16 protein-coding genes are annotated in these 18,212 nt (G+C 43.3%); 5 read left to right on the top strand and 11 right to left on the bottom strand.

Annotation, left to right across the window (positions count from 1 at the left end):
* Positions 1 to 29 precede the first annotated feature (29 nt).
* The 7 genes from DUL71_RS02855 to DUL71_RS31850 form a co-directional block, all read right to left on the bottom strand.
* Positions 30 to 3,254, bottom strand: coding sequence for a TonB-dependent receptor (locus DUL71_RS02855; RefSeq protein ID WP_161964360.1), 3,225 nt, complete (start codon positions 3,252 to 3,254; stop codon positions 30 to 32).
* A 209-nt stretch (positions 3,255 to 3,463) separates the two neighbouring features.
* Complete coding sequence (locus DUL71_RS02850) at positions 3,464 to 4,657, bottom strand: FecR family protein (protein WP_114936635.1); 1,194 nt, start codon at positions 4,655 to 4,657, stop codon at positions 3,464 to 3,466.
* Between the two features lie 45 nt (positions 4,658 to 4,702).
* Positions 4,703 to 5,371, bottom strand: coding sequence for an RNA polymerase sigma factor (locus DUL71_RS02845; protein WP_154402303.1), 669 nt, complete (start codon positions 5,369 to 5,371; stop codon positions 4,703 to 4,705).
* A 318-nt stretch (positions 5,372 to 5,689) separates the two neighbouring features.
* Positions 5,690 to 6,157 carry a DUF1772 domain-containing protein gene (locus tag DUL71_RS02840; RefSeq protein WP_114936633.1) on the bottom strand — a complete coding sequence of 156 codons (468 nt, stop codon included), beginning with the start codon at positions 6,155 to 6,157 and terminating at the stop codon, positions 5,690 to 5,692.
* Between the two features lie 3 nt (positions 6,158 to 6,160).
* The gene (locus DUL71_RS02835; protein WP_114936632.1) at positions 6,161 to 6,574 is read right to left on the bottom strand and encodes a DUF4267 domain-containing protein; all 414 of its coding nucleotides are present in this window, start codon (positions 6,572 to 6,574) and stop codon (positions 6,161 to 6,163) included.
* A gap of 72 nt (positions 6,575 to 6,646) precedes the next feature.
* The gene (locus DUL71_RS02830; RefSeq protein ID WP_114936631.1) at positions 6,647 to 7,216 is read right to left on the bottom strand and encodes a Crp/Fnr family transcriptional regulator; all 570 of its coding nucleotides are present in this window, start codon (positions 7,214 to 7,216) and stop codon (positions 6,647 to 6,649) included.
* Positions 7,217 to 7,529: 313 nt separating this feature from the next.
* Positions 7,530 to 7,727 (bottom strand): RNA polymerase sigma factor, encoded by a 198-nt coding sequence (locus DUL71_RS31850; RefSeq protein ID WP_154402302.1) that lies wholly within the window; start codon positions 7,725 to 7,727, stop codon positions 7,530 to 7,532.
* A gap of 242 nt (positions 7,728 to 7,969) precedes the next feature.
* On the opposite strand from DUL71_RS31850, the gene DUL71_RS31845 reads away from it, so the two are divergent.
* The 4 genes from DUL71_RS31845 (at position 7,970) to DUL71_RS02815 (ending at position 10,257) form a co-directional block, all read left to right on the top strand.
* Positions 7,970 to 8,107 (top strand): hypothetical protein, encoded by a 138-nt coding sequence (locus DUL71_RS31845; RefSeq protein ID WP_154402301.1) that lies wholly within the window; start codon positions 7,970 to 7,972, stop codon positions 8,105 to 8,107.
* Positions 8,108 to 8,185: 78 nt separating this feature from the next.
* Complete coding sequence (locus DUL71_RS02825) at positions 8,186 to 8,470, top strand: hypothetical protein (protein WP_114936630.1); 285 nt, start codon at positions 8,186 to 8,188, stop codon at positions 8,468 to 8,470.
* 4 nt (positions 8,471 to 8,474) lie between these two features.
* On the top strand, positions 8,475 to 9,371 hold the full coding sequence (locus tag DUL71_RS02820; protein WP_114936629.1) for a HEAT repeat domain-containing protein: 897 nt from the start codon (positions 8,475 to 8,477) through the stop codon (positions 9,369 to 9,371).
* A gap of 1 nt (position 9,372) precedes the next feature.
* Positions 9,373 to 10,257 (top strand): hypothetical protein, encoded by an 885-nt coding sequence (locus DUL71_RS02815; protein WP_114936628.1) that lies wholly within the window; start codon positions 9,373 to 9,375, stop codon positions 10,255 to 10,257.
* A gap of 28 nt (positions 10,258 to 10,285) precedes the next feature.
* Here DUL71_RS02815 and DUL71_RS32755 read toward each other — a convergent pair whose 3' ends face one another.
* Positions 10,286 to 10,465 carry a DUF418 domain-containing protein gene (locus DUL71_RS32755; protein ID WP_114937455.1) on the bottom strand — a complete coding sequence of 60 codons (180 nt, stop codon included), beginning with the start codon at positions 10,463 to 10,465 and terminating at the stop codon, positions 10,286 to 10,288.
* Between the two features lie 778 nt (positions 10,466 to 11,243).
* Here DUL71_RS32755 and DUL71_RS31840 point away from each other — a divergent pair.
* Entirely contained in the window at positions 11,244 to 11,390 is a 147-nt protein-coding gene (locus DUL71_RS31840; protein WP_154402300.1) for a hypothetical protein, read from the top strand.
* A gap of 397 nt (positions 11,391 to 11,787) precedes the next feature.
* Here DUL71_RS31840 and DUL71_RS02805 read toward each other — a convergent pair whose 3' ends face one another.
* The 3 genes from DUL71_RS02805 to DUL71_RS02795 all read right to left on the bottom strand — a co-directional run bounded on the left by DUL71_RS02805 (position 11,788) and on the right by DUL71_RS02795 (position 18,166).
* Positions 11,788 to 13,548, bottom strand: coding sequence for a RagB/SusD family nutrient uptake outer membrane protein (locus tag DUL71_RS02805; protein ID WP_114936627.1), 1,761 nt, complete (start codon positions 13,546 to 13,548; stop codon positions 11,788 to 11,790).
* Between the two features lie 10 nt (positions 13,549 to 13,558).
* Positions 13,559 to 17,113 (bottom strand): TonB-dependent receptor, encoded by a 3,555-nt coding sequence (locus DUL71_RS02800; RefSeq protein WP_167443285.1) that lies wholly within the window; start codon positions 17,111 to 17,113, stop codon positions 13,559 to 13,561.
* A gap of 96 nt (positions 17,114 to 17,209) precedes the next feature.
* Positions 17,210 to 18,166 (bottom strand): FecR family protein, encoded by a 957-nt coding sequence (locus DUL71_RS02795; protein ID WP_114936626.1) that lies wholly within the window; start codon positions 18,164 to 18,166, stop codon positions 17,210 to 17,212.
* Positions 18,167 to 18,212 lie beyond the last annotated feature (46 nt).

Below are 18,212 nucleotides of genomic sequence, written 5' to 3'. Positions count from 1 at the left end.
ATAATATAATACGCTTGATCCTGAATGAATTAAAACGCTAAATTGAGTCCGAACATAAACTTACGTGTCATTGTATAGCCGTAGGTTTGCGTATCCTTACCTGCATTTTCCGGGTCCCAGCCCACATAATGGGTAAAGATGAAGGGGTTTTGACATGAAGCGAATACGCGCAACTTGCTAAGCCCTATTTTGTTTGTCAGGCTCTTAGGCAGGTTGTAGCCAGCATTGATGTAACCCACCCTTACGTATGAAGTCTTTTGATAATATAATACTTCCATTGGGCCCGAAGGTACTCCGGGGCGTACCCAGGTGCCATTGGTATTTTGAGGGGTCCAGTAGTTGAGTTTCAGCACATTGAAATTCTCGTTATCCTCCAGCGAGTACGACCCATGGAACTGCGAATATGAATATTGTCCCTGGCGTGTGGTCACCGTAAATGCTAAGTCAACATTTTTATAAGTAAAAGTATTGGTGATACCTCCTGTCCATTTAGGGAAAAGTGATCCTTTAAATACCTTGTCGGCATTGTTTATGGTACCGCTGTTATCAATATCACGCACTTTAATACTACCTGGTGCCAGTCCGTATTTCTTCGCTTCCGCAGCCTCGTTTTCGCCCCAATAACCAACCTGGTCATAGGTCCATACAACCCCCACGGGTTGCCCCACAAACCAACCATTGGCCTCATCGCGTTGTGAACCATCTGATAGGCTTACGATTTTGTTGCTATTGGACGCAAAGTTGAGCGATGTATTCCATGAGAAGTTATCGGTTCTAATATTGACCGTGTTTAGGGCAATTTCAATACCCTTGTTGTTAACCGAGCCCACATTATCTGTCAGGCTGGTAAACCCGTTAAGTACAGACATCACCCTGTTCATGATAACGCCGTTGGTGCGGCGGTTGTATATGTCGATCGTTCCGCCGATCCTTCCTTTGAAGAGTTCAAAGTCTAAACCAAGGTTAAACTCGTTAGTACGCTCCCACGTCAGGTTTTTATTTGCAAAGCGCGTTATAGACGATGTGTTAACCACATTTGAAGTACCAAAAAGGTACCTGGCATTAGCTACTGTTGGATAACTGCTATAAGGCGACACGCCATTATTGCCCGATACACCATAGCTAAAGCGCAATTTCAAATTAGAAAGCGGGGTTTTGTCTTTCAAAAACTCCTCTTCAGAAATTCTCCAGGCAGCGGCTGCTGAGGGGAAGAATGCCCATTTATGTCCTTCCGCAAGTTTAGAGCTACCGTCTGTACGCCCTGTAGCGGTTAAGAGGTAACGTCCCTTATAGTCGTAGTTCAGACGTCCAAAATACGAATCCAACTGCTCTTGTATATAGCCGGTAGACATGGAAGACATTGTTCCGGCCCCCAGGTTATACCAATCATAAGCATCGGTAGGGAATGCTCTTGCCGCCTCGGCCGAATTCATGATGGATGATTTATAATAAGACGATCCCAAAAGGAAATTTACAGTATGATCGCCCCAGGTTTTATCGGCTTGCAACAAGTTGTCCCAGGTATATTTTACTGTGCGTCCTGCCTGGTATTGGGCACTGCTGTTGGCCAGCGCACCTGCACCGGTTTTTGTCATCGACCCGATGTATGACCCATATTCAGTATGCGTGATATCTGGAGCAAAGGTGGTGGTAAACTTCAGCCAGCTCAGCGGTTTCACCTCAAGGTACACGTTTCCAAAAGTATGTGTGTTGTTGGTTTGCGTATGCCTGTTCTTTTCTTCTATAAAGGGATTGGTAATGGTTGTTATTCCATCCGGATAGAATTTAAGCGACCCATCGGCATTATACTTATCAGACAGCGGATTGAGGCGATAGATGGTACGGAAGGTTTCGGGGCTGGCTTGCTTAGTAATTTCGTAAGCCGTATAGATGGTAGTCCCGATTTTAAATGTTTTGTTAATCTGCTTATTTAGCGATGCATTCAGGTTATAACGGGTATAACCGTCGCCACTGATTTCGCCATTTTCCGAATTGATTGCTGCGCCCAGACTGTAAGTAAGCTTTTCTGCACTTCCATTCACGCTCAATGCATGCGATTGCGAGTAGGCCGTTTTCAGGATCTGATCCGGCCAGCTGATAGATTTGCCTGCTTTATAGTTACTGTATGCCGCCTGACCCAGCAACTGCTGCAGGTCGGGTTGGTAGTTAGGGTTAGTATAGTTTTGTCCTTTGCTACGGTCTATACGATATTGTACCCATTCATCTGCATTGGTGAAGTGGGGCAGGTTCATGGCATTGCTTATCGAGCCTGAGCCTGTATATTCTACAGTATTTTTGCCTTGCTTTCCTTTTTTAGTAGTAACAATGATTACACCATTTGCACCGCGCGAACCATAAATAGCCGTTGAAGAAGCATCCTTCAATACGTCGATCCGCTCAATATCGGTTGGTGAAATGTCATTGATAGAATTAACATAGATTCCATCTAACACATAAAGCGGTGGATTAATGGCACTTAAGTCTGTACCCGATTTAATGGTGTTTTGTCCGCGGATGGAGATATCGAAACCTCCACCAGGCTTAGTACTATTTGTTACGATGTCTACACCCGGTAGCTGACCGGCCAGCGCCTGCACTGCGTTATTGAAGTGCGTAGCTACAATCTTATCATTAGATACAGAACTCAGCGCACCGGTAAGGTCGGTACGTTTCTGTGTGCCGTAACCCACAACAACCACTTCGTTAAGTGCCGAAACATCTTCCGTTAAGGTAATAGTGAGGTTATTGTGATCGGCAGGTATTTCAATAGTTTTGTATCCTACGTATGAAAACACCAGCACCGCGCTTTCATCAGGCACGGTGATTGCAAAATATCCATCTTTATCGGTTGAAGATGCCGCGTTGAATGACTTCCCCTTTACAATAACCCCAACCAGCGGGACACCCTTTTCATCGGTTACTTTACCGGTGATTTTACGTGGCGGAAGTGGTGTTTTCCGTTCTTTAACCACAATGGCTTTGTCTTCCCTTGTAATGGTGTACGTTAAGGGCTGACCGTCGAAGATCTCTGCAAGAGCCTCATCCAGTTCGGCATTCTTTAAATTAACAGTAACCGGCCTGGCGTTTTTAATTAGCTTCAGGTTATAAAAGAAATCATAACCGCTTTGATTACGAATATCATCAAATACTTGTATCAAAGATGCTTTGCTTCTGTTAAGCGTAATCCTCTGAGCATAAGTACTTGCGCTTACCTGAACGATGGCCAATGTTAGTATGATGATACTGAGTTTCATAATTAACAGGCATTTTTTTAAGACATGGTAAGAAATACCGCGTGCGACTTGTAAAAAAGTTTTATACATTTGTTATTAGGGTTTATTCAAAAAATATTATTCGTCGTATTATTTTTTTCCCGTTGAGACGGACGGTAGGCCCAAGCATTTGCCAGCGGTGGTTCCAAGCACCTCTGGCTTTTTTTTGAGCTACCGTTTGCTAATTAGGATTATTGCATAACGGTCACCCTCCTTCCTTCTACTTTAAAGTGAACATTTCCGGTTAACTCCATAATTTTCAAGGCCGAAGACAGGTTCCTGTAGCGGGAGATCTTTCCGCCAAAACGTAAAGACGGATCCACATTGTTGGCGTACTTCACTTCAATGTTATACCACCTGGAAATTTTCCGCATTACATTTTCCAGGTTGTCATTGAATTTAAAATAGCCGTTCTTCCAGGCCATCACATCTTCCAGATCAATTTCATTAGTCACTTTTGTGCCCGCATCGCTTACCTGCGCCTGTTCGCCGGGGATTAGTATGTGCGAATGGCCATTATTTGAGATTTTTACCGAGCCTTCCAGCAGTGTAGTTCTCATAATAATATCATCATCATAAGCCATAATATCGAAATGTGTTCCAAGCACTTCAACCGTCTGCCCTCTGCTGCTTACTTTAAAAGGCATTTGTGCGTTATGGGCAACCTCAAAATAGGCCTCCCCCTTAAGCTCAACTTTCCGTTCGTTACCGGTAAAATAGGTTGGATAGGTTAGGCTTGATTTAGCGTTCAACCAAACCCTTGATTGATCGGGCAGGATAACCTGCCATTGTCCGCCGGTAGGGGCTTCTATAGTATTGTATCCGGGGGCAAGATCATCGTGAGCTGCCCCGCCCGGCAATTCATAAGCTATCTGACCTTTAGCCGTTTTAGCTATTTTCACGTTAGCTTGCACAGCAATTTGCCCGTTAACGGAATCAGTTAAAGTGATTTTTTGACCATTGGCCAGTGTGAGAACTGCCTTATTACTACCAGGCCTGATATCATTTTTTTGAGCGACGATATTATTTTTATCAGGTTTTGAGGTTGAGTGAAAAAGCACTGCTATGGCAGACATCACTATAACTACAGACGCTGCTGCTATTATTGGTTTCCATATCGTTCTCTTCCTCTTTGCTATTAAAGGAATTATGGTTGATCCGGCTATTTTTTGCTGAAGCTCCTCAAAATGGGTATCGCGCAAACGTTTATGCGATACATCACCCAGCAAAATGACAGTCCTCCTGAGCTCTTCCATCCGCATCGCATCTTCAGGATGGTCTGCTAACCATTTGTTCCAGTATCTGACATCATCGTCGTTCCGTCCGAAACAATAGTTCAGGAAACTCTCCTCATGTAGTAAATGCGCAAGATCTTTGTCCAACATTTATGGTAAGCTTTGGACAATAGAGCAGGAAGCCTTAAATTTTACCTATGCTTTTTTTAAAAAAATTAAAAAAAGAAGACTAAAAAGGGAAATTGCCGCAGAAAGCACACTCGCATATTCAGGACCGATCAACTTTCTGAGCTTCTCAACAGCGTTAAATATGGTATTATATGCCGTTTTTATTGAAATTTCGTTCACCAACGCTATTTCTTCATAGGTAAGGCCGAGATAAAATTTTTGGTATACAATTTTTGTTTGGCTATCAGATAATTGATTGATATACCCATCCAATACCTCTATAGCTTGTTCCCGGCTTGTCCGCTGAATATATTCAGCTTCTGCGGAAGGGTAAGCCGGCATTTCCGGCAGGTCCTGCAATTCCAGGCCCTCTTCTGCACTAAAGCGTGGTTTACGGAATAGATTACGCAAAAAGGCTGTTACCAGGTAGTTATGATGGTTCTGAATGTGTTGCAGCCGTATCCGGTTTTCGAATACGTAAAGGAAAAGATCATTGATGCAATCTTTTGATTTATCAAGTGTTGCCCCCTTAAGGTTACCCAGATAAATCAGGTAATCATGATAATGACAATAAAGCTTATAAAAGTCGTCATCATCCCCTTCCGTAATGAAAGTGTCCCAATGTATTCTTAACGCTATACCGGACTTTCCGTAACTGAACATCACCTTTGAATTGTGGGGAAGCAATTCGGCCACAAAGTTGGGCGCTGTTTATGCATTCATGGTTTAGGTAGTATTATCAATTTGTTAAGGCTTGTATTTTCGCTCGCTCCACAAATACACCTTCAAAACTTCAAATCAAGACACAGAACGGGTAAATTAGCCCAAATATCAATCCATTCAATTAACTTACAAGTATTAACAGCCCGTTTAGGCAACACAAAAAGCCTCTTAGATAAACTACGAGGCTTTTTGTGCAATTAAAAGCGCAAAATGTCAACAGAACTTTAATAAAAAGAAATATTTAATCACTCCATGAAGGATAGTTCCGAAGTTAAAAATATAAAACACGCTTCAGTAATAATTGACCACAACAAGACCGGCGATGGCTATAAAGAGTAGTGCCGCCCGCAAGCCGATCACCCGGTCCCAGCGTTGCTGTAATTCTCTGATATTATTTACTATCCTGCCGAATTTTACAGCATCAACCATAATATTATTAACAGGCCTGGCAATGGTAAAGTATATAGCAAGATGCGTTAGCAGGGCAGCTAATGATATCGCGGCTAATTGCCCCTGGAAAGTATGTAAACCGGCAACCATTACCTGCAATAAGGTGCTCAGGATTGCTGCAACGCCGACTAATGGCATTCGGGCATCTGCCACTTCATGAAAATGGCCCATTACATCGGCTACGGATGCATCTTTACTTTTAGCAGCGGCCTTTTTGCCGACCAAGGCAAAAAACACATCGGTTCCGAAGACTACGGCGGTGGTGACTATCGCTAAACCGTTGAAAACATGTAATAAGGAAGTGTTCATGACTTAGTTAGATTTTGCTTTGAATAAAAAGACGGCTGTAACCGCCATATATATTGCTGTAATACCGTGGATCAGTAAATGAGTTAGGTCTTTCGGACCATTTACTGCCAGAACAGTGATACAATCAGATACGGGGATAATGACCGCCGCGCAGAATGTAAAAGCAGTAGCTCTGGGGTTACGTGCAAGAAGAAAAATGAGCACTACGATGCCGGAAAAGATGTCCCGGATGCCCTTGATCCATCCATAAGCCAAAGCTTCCTTAGTATGTACTAATGGGATGCCGAATGCTTCGGCACCCACTTCAGGCGCAAGTATAAACCGCAGGCCGAGGAAAATAATACCTGCAACTACTGCAGCAGTGAGCCAGTAAGAGGCCGAGCGCGGGCCCCAGGAATTGATAGTTTGAGTTTTCATTTGCTTTATTGATTCGTTTAAGCAAATTTCGCCCCATCCAATTTTTTATGCATTCACCCAGGTTAATAAATGCTATAGGGCCGCTCTTTTCCGTATCCGGGATAAAGATTGGGGTTTGATGCCCACGTAAGAGGCGATGTAGTATTGTGGTACACGCTGGTTAATGTCGGCAAATGTTTTGAGAAAACGCTGATAACGTATTTCAGGCGAGTCTTTATAAAAAGATGATAGCTGCTGCAGCACACTGACAAAAACCTGTTCGATACCAAGTCTGCCCAGGCGCTCGCCTTCCCCCACTTCACGATAAATTTGCTGCAGGCCGTCATAGCTAATAACGTAAAATAAAGTATCCTCCAATGCCTGGATATTCTTGTTGGATGGTGCCTGCGGAAGGAAGCTCTCGTAATCGCAAACAAAATCCCCCTCCCTGCCAAAATAGTAAGTACCCTCATTGCCGTCCTCGTTAATATAATATCTGACCAAGCCTTTCTCTATGAGGGCTACCGAACGGCATACCTGTCCCTCCCGTAAAAAAAAATCTCCCTTTTTGATGCTCCTTGCACTGAAGATCTGTTTGATCAGATACGCCTCATCATCCGAAATGTGAATGATCTGCCTGAGCTTGTCTATGAGCTTTTCCATAAGAAGATTATTAAAAACAACTATTTGCCTATGAGATCCTTACAGGCATTACCAAAGGAAATTTGCGCTTAACAAATTTCCTTTGGTAATGGCTACTACACAAATACCCAATCATTTCCTATCTGATTTAGTATGATAGCGAATCTAAACTTATAAGTTTTTTAGTTCAATTATTGACAGTTAGTGAACAATAAAAAAGTTTAATATTCCAAGCACCGTATTTCGTCAAACCAATCTTATCATAGTCGAACTTATTTATCATGCAACGCATTTTGACGTGCAATATGTTGATAAAGCTTATGCAGATAAGTTATTAATGGTAAAAGTTGATGAAGAAAGTGTTGTTTATACTATGGATAAAGAACAACTGATGGCATTTATCCCGTACGACATCCATCGTTTCGTAGTCGTCCCGGAGCATTTGCCGCAAGAGGTTGTAGAGTAATGCCCAGTAACGTTTGTAAATTTCGATATATGCGCCATCCCTGCCATTTTGTAAGAGGACGACCATGCCGCCTGGTTTAATTTACCATACCATTTCATCATTATCGGGAACCTTAATGTAACATTTTTCTGATAGAAAAATAAACATGCAAATTTTCTTTGGCTATCCTAAACCCCGTTTGCCCGGCCTGTTGAAAACGCCAGCCCTTCCCCAGGGCATCATGTTCGGCCATATCCCCAACTTTGGTTATTTCCTACAGGTTTAATAACATCTATTTTCGATTAATTATTTAATCAAATTTAATTACTATGAAAAAACAACATGAACTTCGTTTACCCGGCCTGGATACACCGGTCAACGCCCCGGCATCTGAACTGGAAGTCGTATCTCCCAATCTTACACTGATCATCGCGAGTGTCGCGATCGTAGTGATCATCAACTCTTAAGCGTACGCTTTAACAGCAGCCCGCCTGTCGCCGGGAAACCGGCGGCGGCAGGGTTTGCACCTAATCAACACTTCGCATATGGATCACGGAATCGATTTATTATCCGGCTCAGCACAACAAGAGTTGCGTTACCTCTTTCAAAACGAACGCGTAAAAAGCCAGTTGCTGATATTTCTCCAGGAAAGGAAACGCCTGATCGATATCATCAATGAAACGGTCCGCTCAGATGAAAGCGGCACACTAAGCAACCTGGGGCCGATGATGCAGGATATGTCGGAAAAAGTATCCGGAATCCTCGGTACCATGGGCTACGGAAAACACCAGGAAGCCATTGATCACTGGTTCCGGGAAATCTATAAATAACATCATGGACAACACAGATAAACAGACAGCCGGTCCCGTCGACCGGCTCAAAAGTGTACCCGCGCTGAAAACTTTTGCAGACCAGGCCGAACTAATCCTGACCGGCGGGCACAGGAACAGCTTTTGGGATTGCGAAACCGCTTTCAAAGCATTACTCGCGTCCGGCTTTGTCATCGACCTGCTGAATTCAGAACTGGACCTGATGTGTTCCAGTAACGCCTATATCCCCGTCGGCGGCAGTTCCGAGATCGACATGGGCGTGCTGCTCAAGGACAACTTCTCGCTTTGGCTGAAACTCCTGGAACCCGGTATGAAACTATCTGATAAACTATTCAGCACAACAGAAGACCTGATGGTCGCGCTCATTGATTTCCAGGGCACGGGGGCCCTGAAAATGGAAGCGTTTGAGCAACCACATCCTTTTCCGAACAACATACCCGAAAAACACGGCCCACTGATCAGGGGAAATAAAACGGAACTGCAAGCGGGTGAAATCTACCGTATCCGGGCTGCGGCAGACATCTTCCGGATCGTTTCTGTTGACAAGCCGGTACTTTTATTGACATTCTCATCAGTTTGCAGGGTACCTCTCCGCTGGGAATACAGCAGGGAAACCTGGCTGCCGCAACGTGCCACGGCCTCATCCGCCCGATCTTCGAGGATCACCTATGTCGCCGAACTATTGGGGGAAATCGGTGAAAGTTCTTCGGTACCCGTTCTCCTGTCCCTCGCAACACATGAAGACCATTATGTCAGGTGGGCCATGATCCAGAATATCTTCCGCCTCGATCAGCAGGAAGGGCTTCGCCTGCTTGAAAAAGCGCTGACCGATGTACACCCACATATAAGAAAAGCAGCCAGGCTATCTATTGGCACCATCCGATCTTTAAACAATAATTAATATGGCCATTACCATCGCATGTTCAACCGAAAAATCGATCACACTCCCGGAATACATGGAGTTCATCGCTGACCTGGATGTCAGGGACACAGACAGGGTGCTGGCATCAGCCGAACAGTTAAAACAATTGTCCAACAACAGCACCTTTCTGACCGAAAGGGTGAACCAGGAACTGGCAGACCTGGCCAATTTCCAGAAAGCCAATGATTACTCCGCCCAGACGCTGCAACTGGGCAGGGGACGCAACTGTTTTGTCAGGGCCAATATGTGGTTCCCCAGGTCAGGGAAGACTGATGATGTGGAATGGGAGAACAGCCTGTTCGCCTATGAGCTACCGCACGATCATAATTTTTCGTTTTTGACCGTAGGGCATTACGGTCCGGGGTATGCGACAAGTATCTATGAATACGATCCTGAAAGCGTTGTCGGTTACCCGGGAGAGCAGGTAGCGATTTCCTTCCTGGAACACACCACCCTACCGGCAGGCAAGGTGATGTTCTACCGGGCCTCAAAAGATATCCATTCCCAGGAAGAACCCTTCGGGTTTTCCATATCCCTCAACCTGATGGTCAACAGCCCGGAACTGGCCATGCGCAACCAATATTGGTTTGACCTCACGAACGGCACGATAAAATCCTGTATCCAGAACGCGGGTTCCGCGAGGTTGATGGTCTGCCGAATGGCCACGTACTTGCACAACGGGCAAACCGCCGATCTCCTTGATCAGATTTCGCAAAAATACTTTCACCCGGCCACTCGTGGCATGGCCTATCAGGCGCTGGCGACTATTCACGCCGGAGATTCAGAACATATTTGGCAAAAAGCCCTCCGGGATACCGCGCCACTGGTCAGGTACCGGGCCGTGCAGGCCCTCGAAAACCGGTAAGCGGCAGGCAGGTTGAAAGCCGGAGCGTTCAGCCTGCCTGCTTTTTTAGAGCTTGTACCTTCAGGTAGCTAAGACTGCGCCAGACCCATTCAAACAGCCCGTAAATAAAATACGGTAACCATAAGTCGCTAAAACTGATCTGGAATACCCAAATAGCCAGCGCTACTCCGATTGGTTCATAACGCTGCGGTCGCCGTAATAACCCAATCCAAGAAAAATGACCATGGTGAAGACCCTATTCCTAACAATCATTACTGCATCCATACTTAATTTATTAATATACGGGCTTGAGTAACTGATTGAAACTGGATTATGTGTTCTCGGTATACGAAACTGAAAAACAAAGGCAGGTTATTATGACTTTATTTCCGGAGCATTTCGCTATAGAAAACGGTTTACTTCGAACCGGTAGAGTCAATATTGCAGCGTAGTGTATTTATCTGATTAACAATAAATTGCCTCAAAATAAAATTGGACAAATCATCAGAAAAAATGACTTGTCCAATTTCGTGATCCCATTTGGATTCGAACCAAAGACCTACAGATTAGAAATCTTTAGGTTATTTTGAAAAATTTGTCGTATCGTGTTTATGGTTAGCAATTTAAGAATTATAAAAACACGGTCAAAATTTTCTGTACCATATTCGTACCACCCTGCAAATTGTGTGGTATATTTTTCAGCTTGCATCTAAAATGAATCCTCTTTAGCGATGATTTGGTCGGTAATTTTCGAGTCACGGTTATTCAAGTGCAAAGGACTAAATATCCTTGTTTCACTGGTTCGATCCCAGTTGATACAACAGAAATCTTCTTATCTGCCGCTAAACATGTATCAAACAATTTGCATTTTATTTTACTTAAAACAAAACAGAATACCTTCGTAAATGATAAAAAAACTACTGAAGTCAGACGGAGAATGGCTGCCGGTTTACTAATAGATTAATGGAAAGACTTTGCTACCAAAAGATTTTACTATACCCCGGTTAATGATCAACGGGAGTACCTACACCGTGTTATCTGAAAAACCCGATGAAGCAATTATCAGGATAAACGGCGAAAAATTAGATATTTACAGCACCGACGGCCATATTGCCAAGCCGTTTGACTTCCTGTACTTTTTTAAAAAAATATAGAAATACGCCCGGCACTGAGGGTATCAATTGAATCCAGGTAGCCTCAACGCCCTTTATAAATTCGAAGCAATCGAAAATTGCTGGAACAGCCGCCTGTTCAAATTTATTGAGGGCTCGGCGGAATTTGCCAAAAAAGATAGCTAATTAAATAGCAAATAAGTAAGCCCCTTGCATTATTTAAGGGGCTTACTTATTTGCTATTTTTAGAAGAAGCGTATCAAAAATCGAGACAGGGCACCTCAATTGAAAGGCAAAGACAAACCTTTACCAGACCGTTTATCAATCCTAACCGCTTGCCAGTGTCCTTCTTTTCGTCTTGAAAATTCATTAACGCTGTTTGTTACAGTCGAGACGGAGTTAAACAATAGCCATCCCTTCTGAGATCCTCTATTTTGTTTTACCAGTTAGGATTTTGTTTTAGATTAGGATTTAAAAGCAAATCCTGGGTTGGTAAAGGATAAAGGTAATCCCTGTCTTCATTAAACTTTTTAGGAAGATTTGAGTTGGGAAGAATATTCCCACCCGCTGTCCCGTTCTCCAACGTAACATCTGTGCCTAATTTCAGGAATTGTGCATTTGGAACATTGGGCGGCGTATCGGCGTAGATAACTACATCTGTTTTTCCATCGCCATCCAGATCATAATTTCCAAGTCCCGGAAAGTACTCACCTTTAAACTGATCGGTAACCAAATGTCCTTCTTTCCATCGCATTAGGTCATTCCACCTAAATCCCTCCATTACCAACTCAATTCGGCGTTCTCGACGGATCTCCAATATAACGCCCTTATTTGCCCCGTTAACATGAGTATATTGAGCTGCGAGGTAAGGATCAGGATTGCCGTTTGCAGTTGCCATATTCATAGCTGGCATAGCAACACGATCTCTCAAACGCTTCACAGATTTATCAAGATCGGCTTGTGTCAATGTGCCTAATTCGGCTTTAGCCTCGGCAAAATTCAGTAATACTTCGGCATACCTGAAAATTGGCAACGGGTTTGGTGACTTACCAAGAGCGTCATTTGCCTGTGCGGTTACAAATTTGGTTAACTGGTAACCAGTTACGGTACCGCCAAACGATGGTGCCAGGGCAACAGTTCCGTCTACCCTTTTGTAACCTGGTGTACGTACTGTTTGCGATAAACGGGGGTCGCGGTTTTGTGTTTCTTCAAAAAACTGTTTGGTTTGATAGCCCGGAATATCTGTAAAACGAGATCCGTCTTTCATCAGGTAGCTGTTTACCAGTCGTTTTTCAAGCCCTGGTTTACCAAATGAAGGCGATATGGCATAATAATTTACGTTTTGAAATATTTGCAGGTTAGCACTGAACTCTCTCGCCAGTATAACTTCGCCTGGATTTACTGTTAACGAATTAAAAAGTGTAGCATAAGCTTTATCAGGCGTACTTGTATAAATAGTATACGGGCCCTGATCAATTACCTGTGCACCGGCATCAGCCGCCAGCTGAAGAAATTTATCGGCATCGGGCAATTTAAATTCGGTATGATATTTCCTGAATGTTCCTTCAAATAAACATAACCTTGATTTTAAAGTTAGCGCTGTCCATTTGTTTATCACATCCGGTGATTGCGTTGAAGGCAGGTTATTGATAGCAAAATCAATATCATTCAACACAGAATCCATAACCATGGTTCTCGGATCGCGCGCTTTGGTTAATGCCGCGTTATCCGTTACTTCAATAACTTTAGAATACCACGGCACATCGCCATACCGTTGCACCATGCTGGAATAAAAGAATGCCCGAAAAAATTTAGCAACCGCTACATATTTATTAGTAACAGACGGCGCAAGTTTACCCCGTTGATAATTTTGCAGAAAGTAATTCACGTTCCTCAAATTATCCCAGTTCCAGCCACCGCCTGATACCGGTACGGTTCGTTTGCCGGTAACCTTATCGTCAAGATAGGTAAGTATAATATTATCGCTATTTTCGGTATACAGACTGTAAAACCCGTTATCCTCACCATCAGATTTAGGCAGCATCTTATCGTAAAAAGACGACACATAAAGTTTTAACTCATTTTCAGAATTAAAAGCATTATCAGGCGAGATCTGCGAAAGCGGCTCTCTATCAAGCGATTTTGAACAGCCTGAAAACAGCATTGCCCCGGCTATTATTAAATATAATATTTTTTTCATGTCGATTTAGTTAAAAGGTTACATCCAAACCCAAAGTGTAAGTTTTTAAATACGGATAAGATCTTGCGCCTACGTCTGTAGCATCGGGATTGATCGACTCCGGATCGATGTAGTTATTTTTAAGTTTGGTGAAGGTGAACAGGTTTTGACCGGTGAAGAAAATGCGGAAGCGTTCCATTTTAAATCTCCTAACCAGTTTTGTTGGTAAATTATAACCCAGCGTTGCCGTCTTTAACCTGATGTAAGCAATATTTTGCATGTAGGTATCATTGTTAAATGATAATGTTGAACCCGGATAAGCGGCGTATCCCCTGTTAATCGGGAAATATGAGTTAGGATTTTGCGGCGTCCATAATTTGGCCTCATAATCTTTAGGGATAAAGGATGAGTATGGCCTGCCAAGTGTTCCCCAAAACATACCGGCTTCGGTGTTAGGATACCAATCCTGTTTACCTACACCCTGAAAAAACAGGGATAAATCAAAGTTATTCCAGTTAAAACCCGCGTTGATACCAAATGAGTAACGTGGCAACGAGTTACCAACCTTTTTCAAATCGCCATGATCTTTGAGGGTATTTTTACCGTCATTAATTATACCATCGCCATTCAGGTCCTTAAACTTAACATCGCCCGCCTGTAAATTACCCCATTGACCTGGCGTACCTACACGTTCGCCGTTAACGTAATCCTGGTTTATTTTCCAGTTTTGGGCCTCTTCGTTTGATTTAAAGAACCCATCAAGACTGTAGCCCCACATTTCGCCAAGCTCCTGGCCTGCATAAAAATTATTCAGCAATCCGTTAGGGTTATCAAATTTGGTGATCTTAGCCTTGTAATCAGAAAGTACGATACCTAAGTTGTAGTTAAACGTTTTACCCATCAGGCTAAAATTATCGTTCCATTTGATATTTAAATCCCATCCTTTGGTAACAAGATCGCCGGCGTTTTGCTTAGGTGAAGCTGCTCCGAACACCGAGGGCAGGGTTTTACCGTCAATCAGCATATCCGTAGTTTTGCGGCTATACCAGTCAAATGTAGTTTGCAAGCGGTTGTTCAGAAATGCCATATCCGCTCCAAAGTCAAGTGATGTAGATTTTTCCCAGGTAAAATTAGGCACTACCGGGTTTGGCGCGCTTGTTGTTTGGGTTTGGTTGCCGTTTGTGATCCAGTTTGACTGGCCTGCGTTAATTACAGGGATATAAGGGTAAAGACTGCTGCTGCTGTTACCAATATCCTGGTTACCCAATGAACCATATGAACTTCTTAACTTAAATTCGCTAACCGCAGGTTTAAGGCTTTTAAAAAAGCTCTCTTCGCTTATTCTCCAGCCGCCCGAGATGGAAGGAAAAAACCCAAATCTGCTGTTGCTTGGAAAACGGGATGTACCATCATACCTGCCGTTTGCTTCCAACAGGTATTTGCCGTCATAATTATAATTGATCCTGCCAAAATAACCTAATAAAGCCCACTCCCTGGCGTTACCGCCGGCTTGCTGCGTGCCGGTACCTAAATCAATCTGGTTAAGATCTTCAGATAACAGGTTTTGGGCCTTTAAGTTATTCGTTTTATATTTTTGGAGTTCGTAATTGTAGCCGCCAGTTATTTTTAAGTTACTGCGATTGATCTTTTTTTCATAAGTAGCATAAATATTTATAGAGTGGTGCTGGTCAAGCTCGGTATTTTCTCTGTACTGATCCGTACCATCATGGTTAATTACCCCCGGCACAACCGACCATGGAATAGCGTCATTACGCAAAAAGCCAGAAGAAGGGCTTAACTGATAAGCATAGCTGGTATTTAAAGTCAACCCTTTGATAATAGTGGCTGTAAAACCTACAGTATTGGTAATGTCATAGTTGCTATTACCGCCAAAACTTTTTCCGTTTTGTAAGTCGGGATACTCACTCGCGCCGTAATTGTTTAATCCGGTACGAAATGTGATAGTGCCGTCGGGATTTCGTGGCACATATGCGGCCATAGCATGGTTGTAAAGCCCCGTAACAACATACCCCTTACCAGGGTAAGCATAATTGTTGCCCGGGTAAACATAGTTATTGGCGGCAAACTGAGTATTTGAAAAAGCGGTAAGCCAGCTGGCTAAATGCGCGTTGATCTTTGCCCGGTAATTGTAGGCATTATACACATCTTCGCGCAAATCTTTTTGAAACAAGCCTTTTTGCTGATAATACCTTCCCGACATTACAAAATCAACCTTATCATTACCCCCGGTAATGTTAATATGATGATCCATAGCCGGGGTAACGTTTTTAAACAGGAAATGCCACCAATCTGTACTTCCGTAATACACGTACTGATCTTGCCCGTTCCTGTTTTGAATAACCACGCTCGGTAATGATTTATCAGTTTGCCTCAACTTTAACTGGGCGTAATCTTCGGCATTATAGCCACTGTAGCTTGTTCCGTTGGTACGTGAAAAAGCCTCGTCAACCAGGCGCAGCTGGGTATAACCATCGGTAATAAAATCAGTTTTGGTAGTTGGCGTTTGTAAACTATAGCTGCTGCCAAAGCTTACGGTAAGTCGTCCGTTTTTGGCGCTTTTGGTGGTAATCAATATCACACCAAAGGCAGCCCTTGCACCGTAAATAGCGGCCGAGGCTGCATCCTTCAAAACGGTTACCGTTTCCACATCGTATGGATTAACCATATTGATATCGCCGGGCACGCCATCAATCAATATCAGAGGCGAACCGCTAACATTGGTAATAGATGCATAACCACGTACGTTGAACTTACCCTGGCTACCCGGATGGCCATCGCCAAAAGTAATGTTCAGATTGGGTACAGTTCCTTCAAGTGCCTGGCCAATGTTGGCAACCGGCCTGTCATTAAAAACTTTGGCATCTACCTGGCTTACTGCGCCTGTAAGGTTTACCTTTTTCTGCGTGCCGTAGCCTACAACCACTACCTCGTTAAGACCGTTTTGTGACGGCAGCAGTTTAACATCAAGCGATGATGTTTCACCCGCTTTAATCTGTACATTTTTAAATTGCTGGGTTTGGTATGAGATGTAACTCACCTCAACCGTATAAACACCTGCCGGAACCTCAAGCAGGTAATTGCCGGCCTCATTACTTTGTATAGCTTTATTAAGCTCTACAATGCGGATAGTCGCAGCAGGAAGGAATAAGGATTTTTCGTCAATAATTTTACCTACTAACTTACCGGGCTGCTGTAGTTTAATTTCTTCGCGGCTAAGCGCGTTGATCACGATGACACCGTTTACTTCCTTAAACCCTAATGCCCGGGGTTTCAGTAACTTTTTCAGTACGTTTTCAAGTGTTTCCTGTTGAAAATTAAGCGAAACATCCGTATACCTGCTAATTACCTGGCGATCATAGGCAAAACTTACCCTGCTTTGATCCTGAAGCTCCTTAATGGCGGCTTCCATTGTTGTGTTTCTTATATTAATAGTAACCCTTTTATCAAGGAGTTGGCCGCTGGCGGCATGTGCAGGCAGCATTAATGAGGCCGTGGTAAGGATACTTATTAAAACAAAAGCAATCCTCATGATTTTAATGATGTAGTTATTAAATTTAAATTTCATACATTGTATGGCTTTTAATTGTGAACAGATTTGAAGCATTGCCGTTACAGCGGCGTTATGAAGAGATGGTTGTTACAGCAACTGTCTCTTTTGTATTTAATGGCAGATTTCTATGGTGTCCCTCCTTTGTTTAATTTTTAAATGGTGAATTGCAGTTATTACCTCCAAAGCTTTTATAGGCTGCATGGATGTGCTGAGCGTGGCAGTGAAATGGCTGGATAAAATGCTTTTTTGATGCGTGGTTATGTTAAGGCCATAATTTTTCTGAATTAATACAGCCATTTCTGCAAAAGCGGCATCGTTTAACACCATATTACCCTTTTGCCATTCCAGTACTTCGCGGTCAAGCGGTGTCAATGTAATCTGTGATTGCTTTTTATCAAAAACAAGCTGCCGGTTACCTAAAAGGTATTGAACAGGTTTACCTTTTATAAGCACTCCTACCTTACCCCGCGTAACCGCTACCAACATTTTGTTGATATCGTTATAAGCACGGATATTAAAAGCGGTACCCAACACCTGGGTAGTTATGGGGCCGCTACTTATAATAAACGGATGGGCTTTATCGTGCTTTACGTCAAAATAAGCTTCGCCATCAATAATGCTGATGTTCCGTTTGGAAGCATAGTTATCAGGAATACGAATGGTGGTGGCGCTGTTAAGGGTTATTAATGAACCATCAGGCAGGGAAACAAGGCGCCGCTCACCCGCTTTGGTTGATACGGTACTAAAATGTAAGGGCTGTACCTGTTTCTGATTTCCCGGTTTTAACTTCCAGAAAAGTAACCCCGCCGAACTAATCAGCAGTATTGAGGCCGCAATTTTTAACCATTGGTAGTTTAATTTGCGTATGGTCGCCTGTTTATTTACCAACCGGGCATCTATCAGCTGCCAAATTTCTTCTTTTACCTGTTGCTCCTTAGTATCATCAAGTGCAGGCGGTTTTTCATCATCAAGTAACCGGTACCAGTTGTCGACAATGTTTTTTTCAACCGAAGAGCTCTGCCCCTTCAAATAACGTTTAAATAGTTGCTTAATCTTTAAGCCATCCATGAGTCATGCTTTTACCTCCTTATCTAAGCAGACGGCTTTTGGTACT

The sequence above is a fragment of the Mucilaginibacter endophyticus genome, from assembly GCF_003351025.1.
In the GTDB taxonomy this organism is placed as follows: Bacteria; Bacteroidota; Bacteroidia; order Sphingobacteriales; family Sphingobacteriaceae; genus Mucilaginibacter; species Mucilaginibacter endophyticus.
The sequence above is the reverse complement of the archived record's forward strand: the minus strand, read 5'-3'. Positions and strand labels throughout refer to the sequence as shown.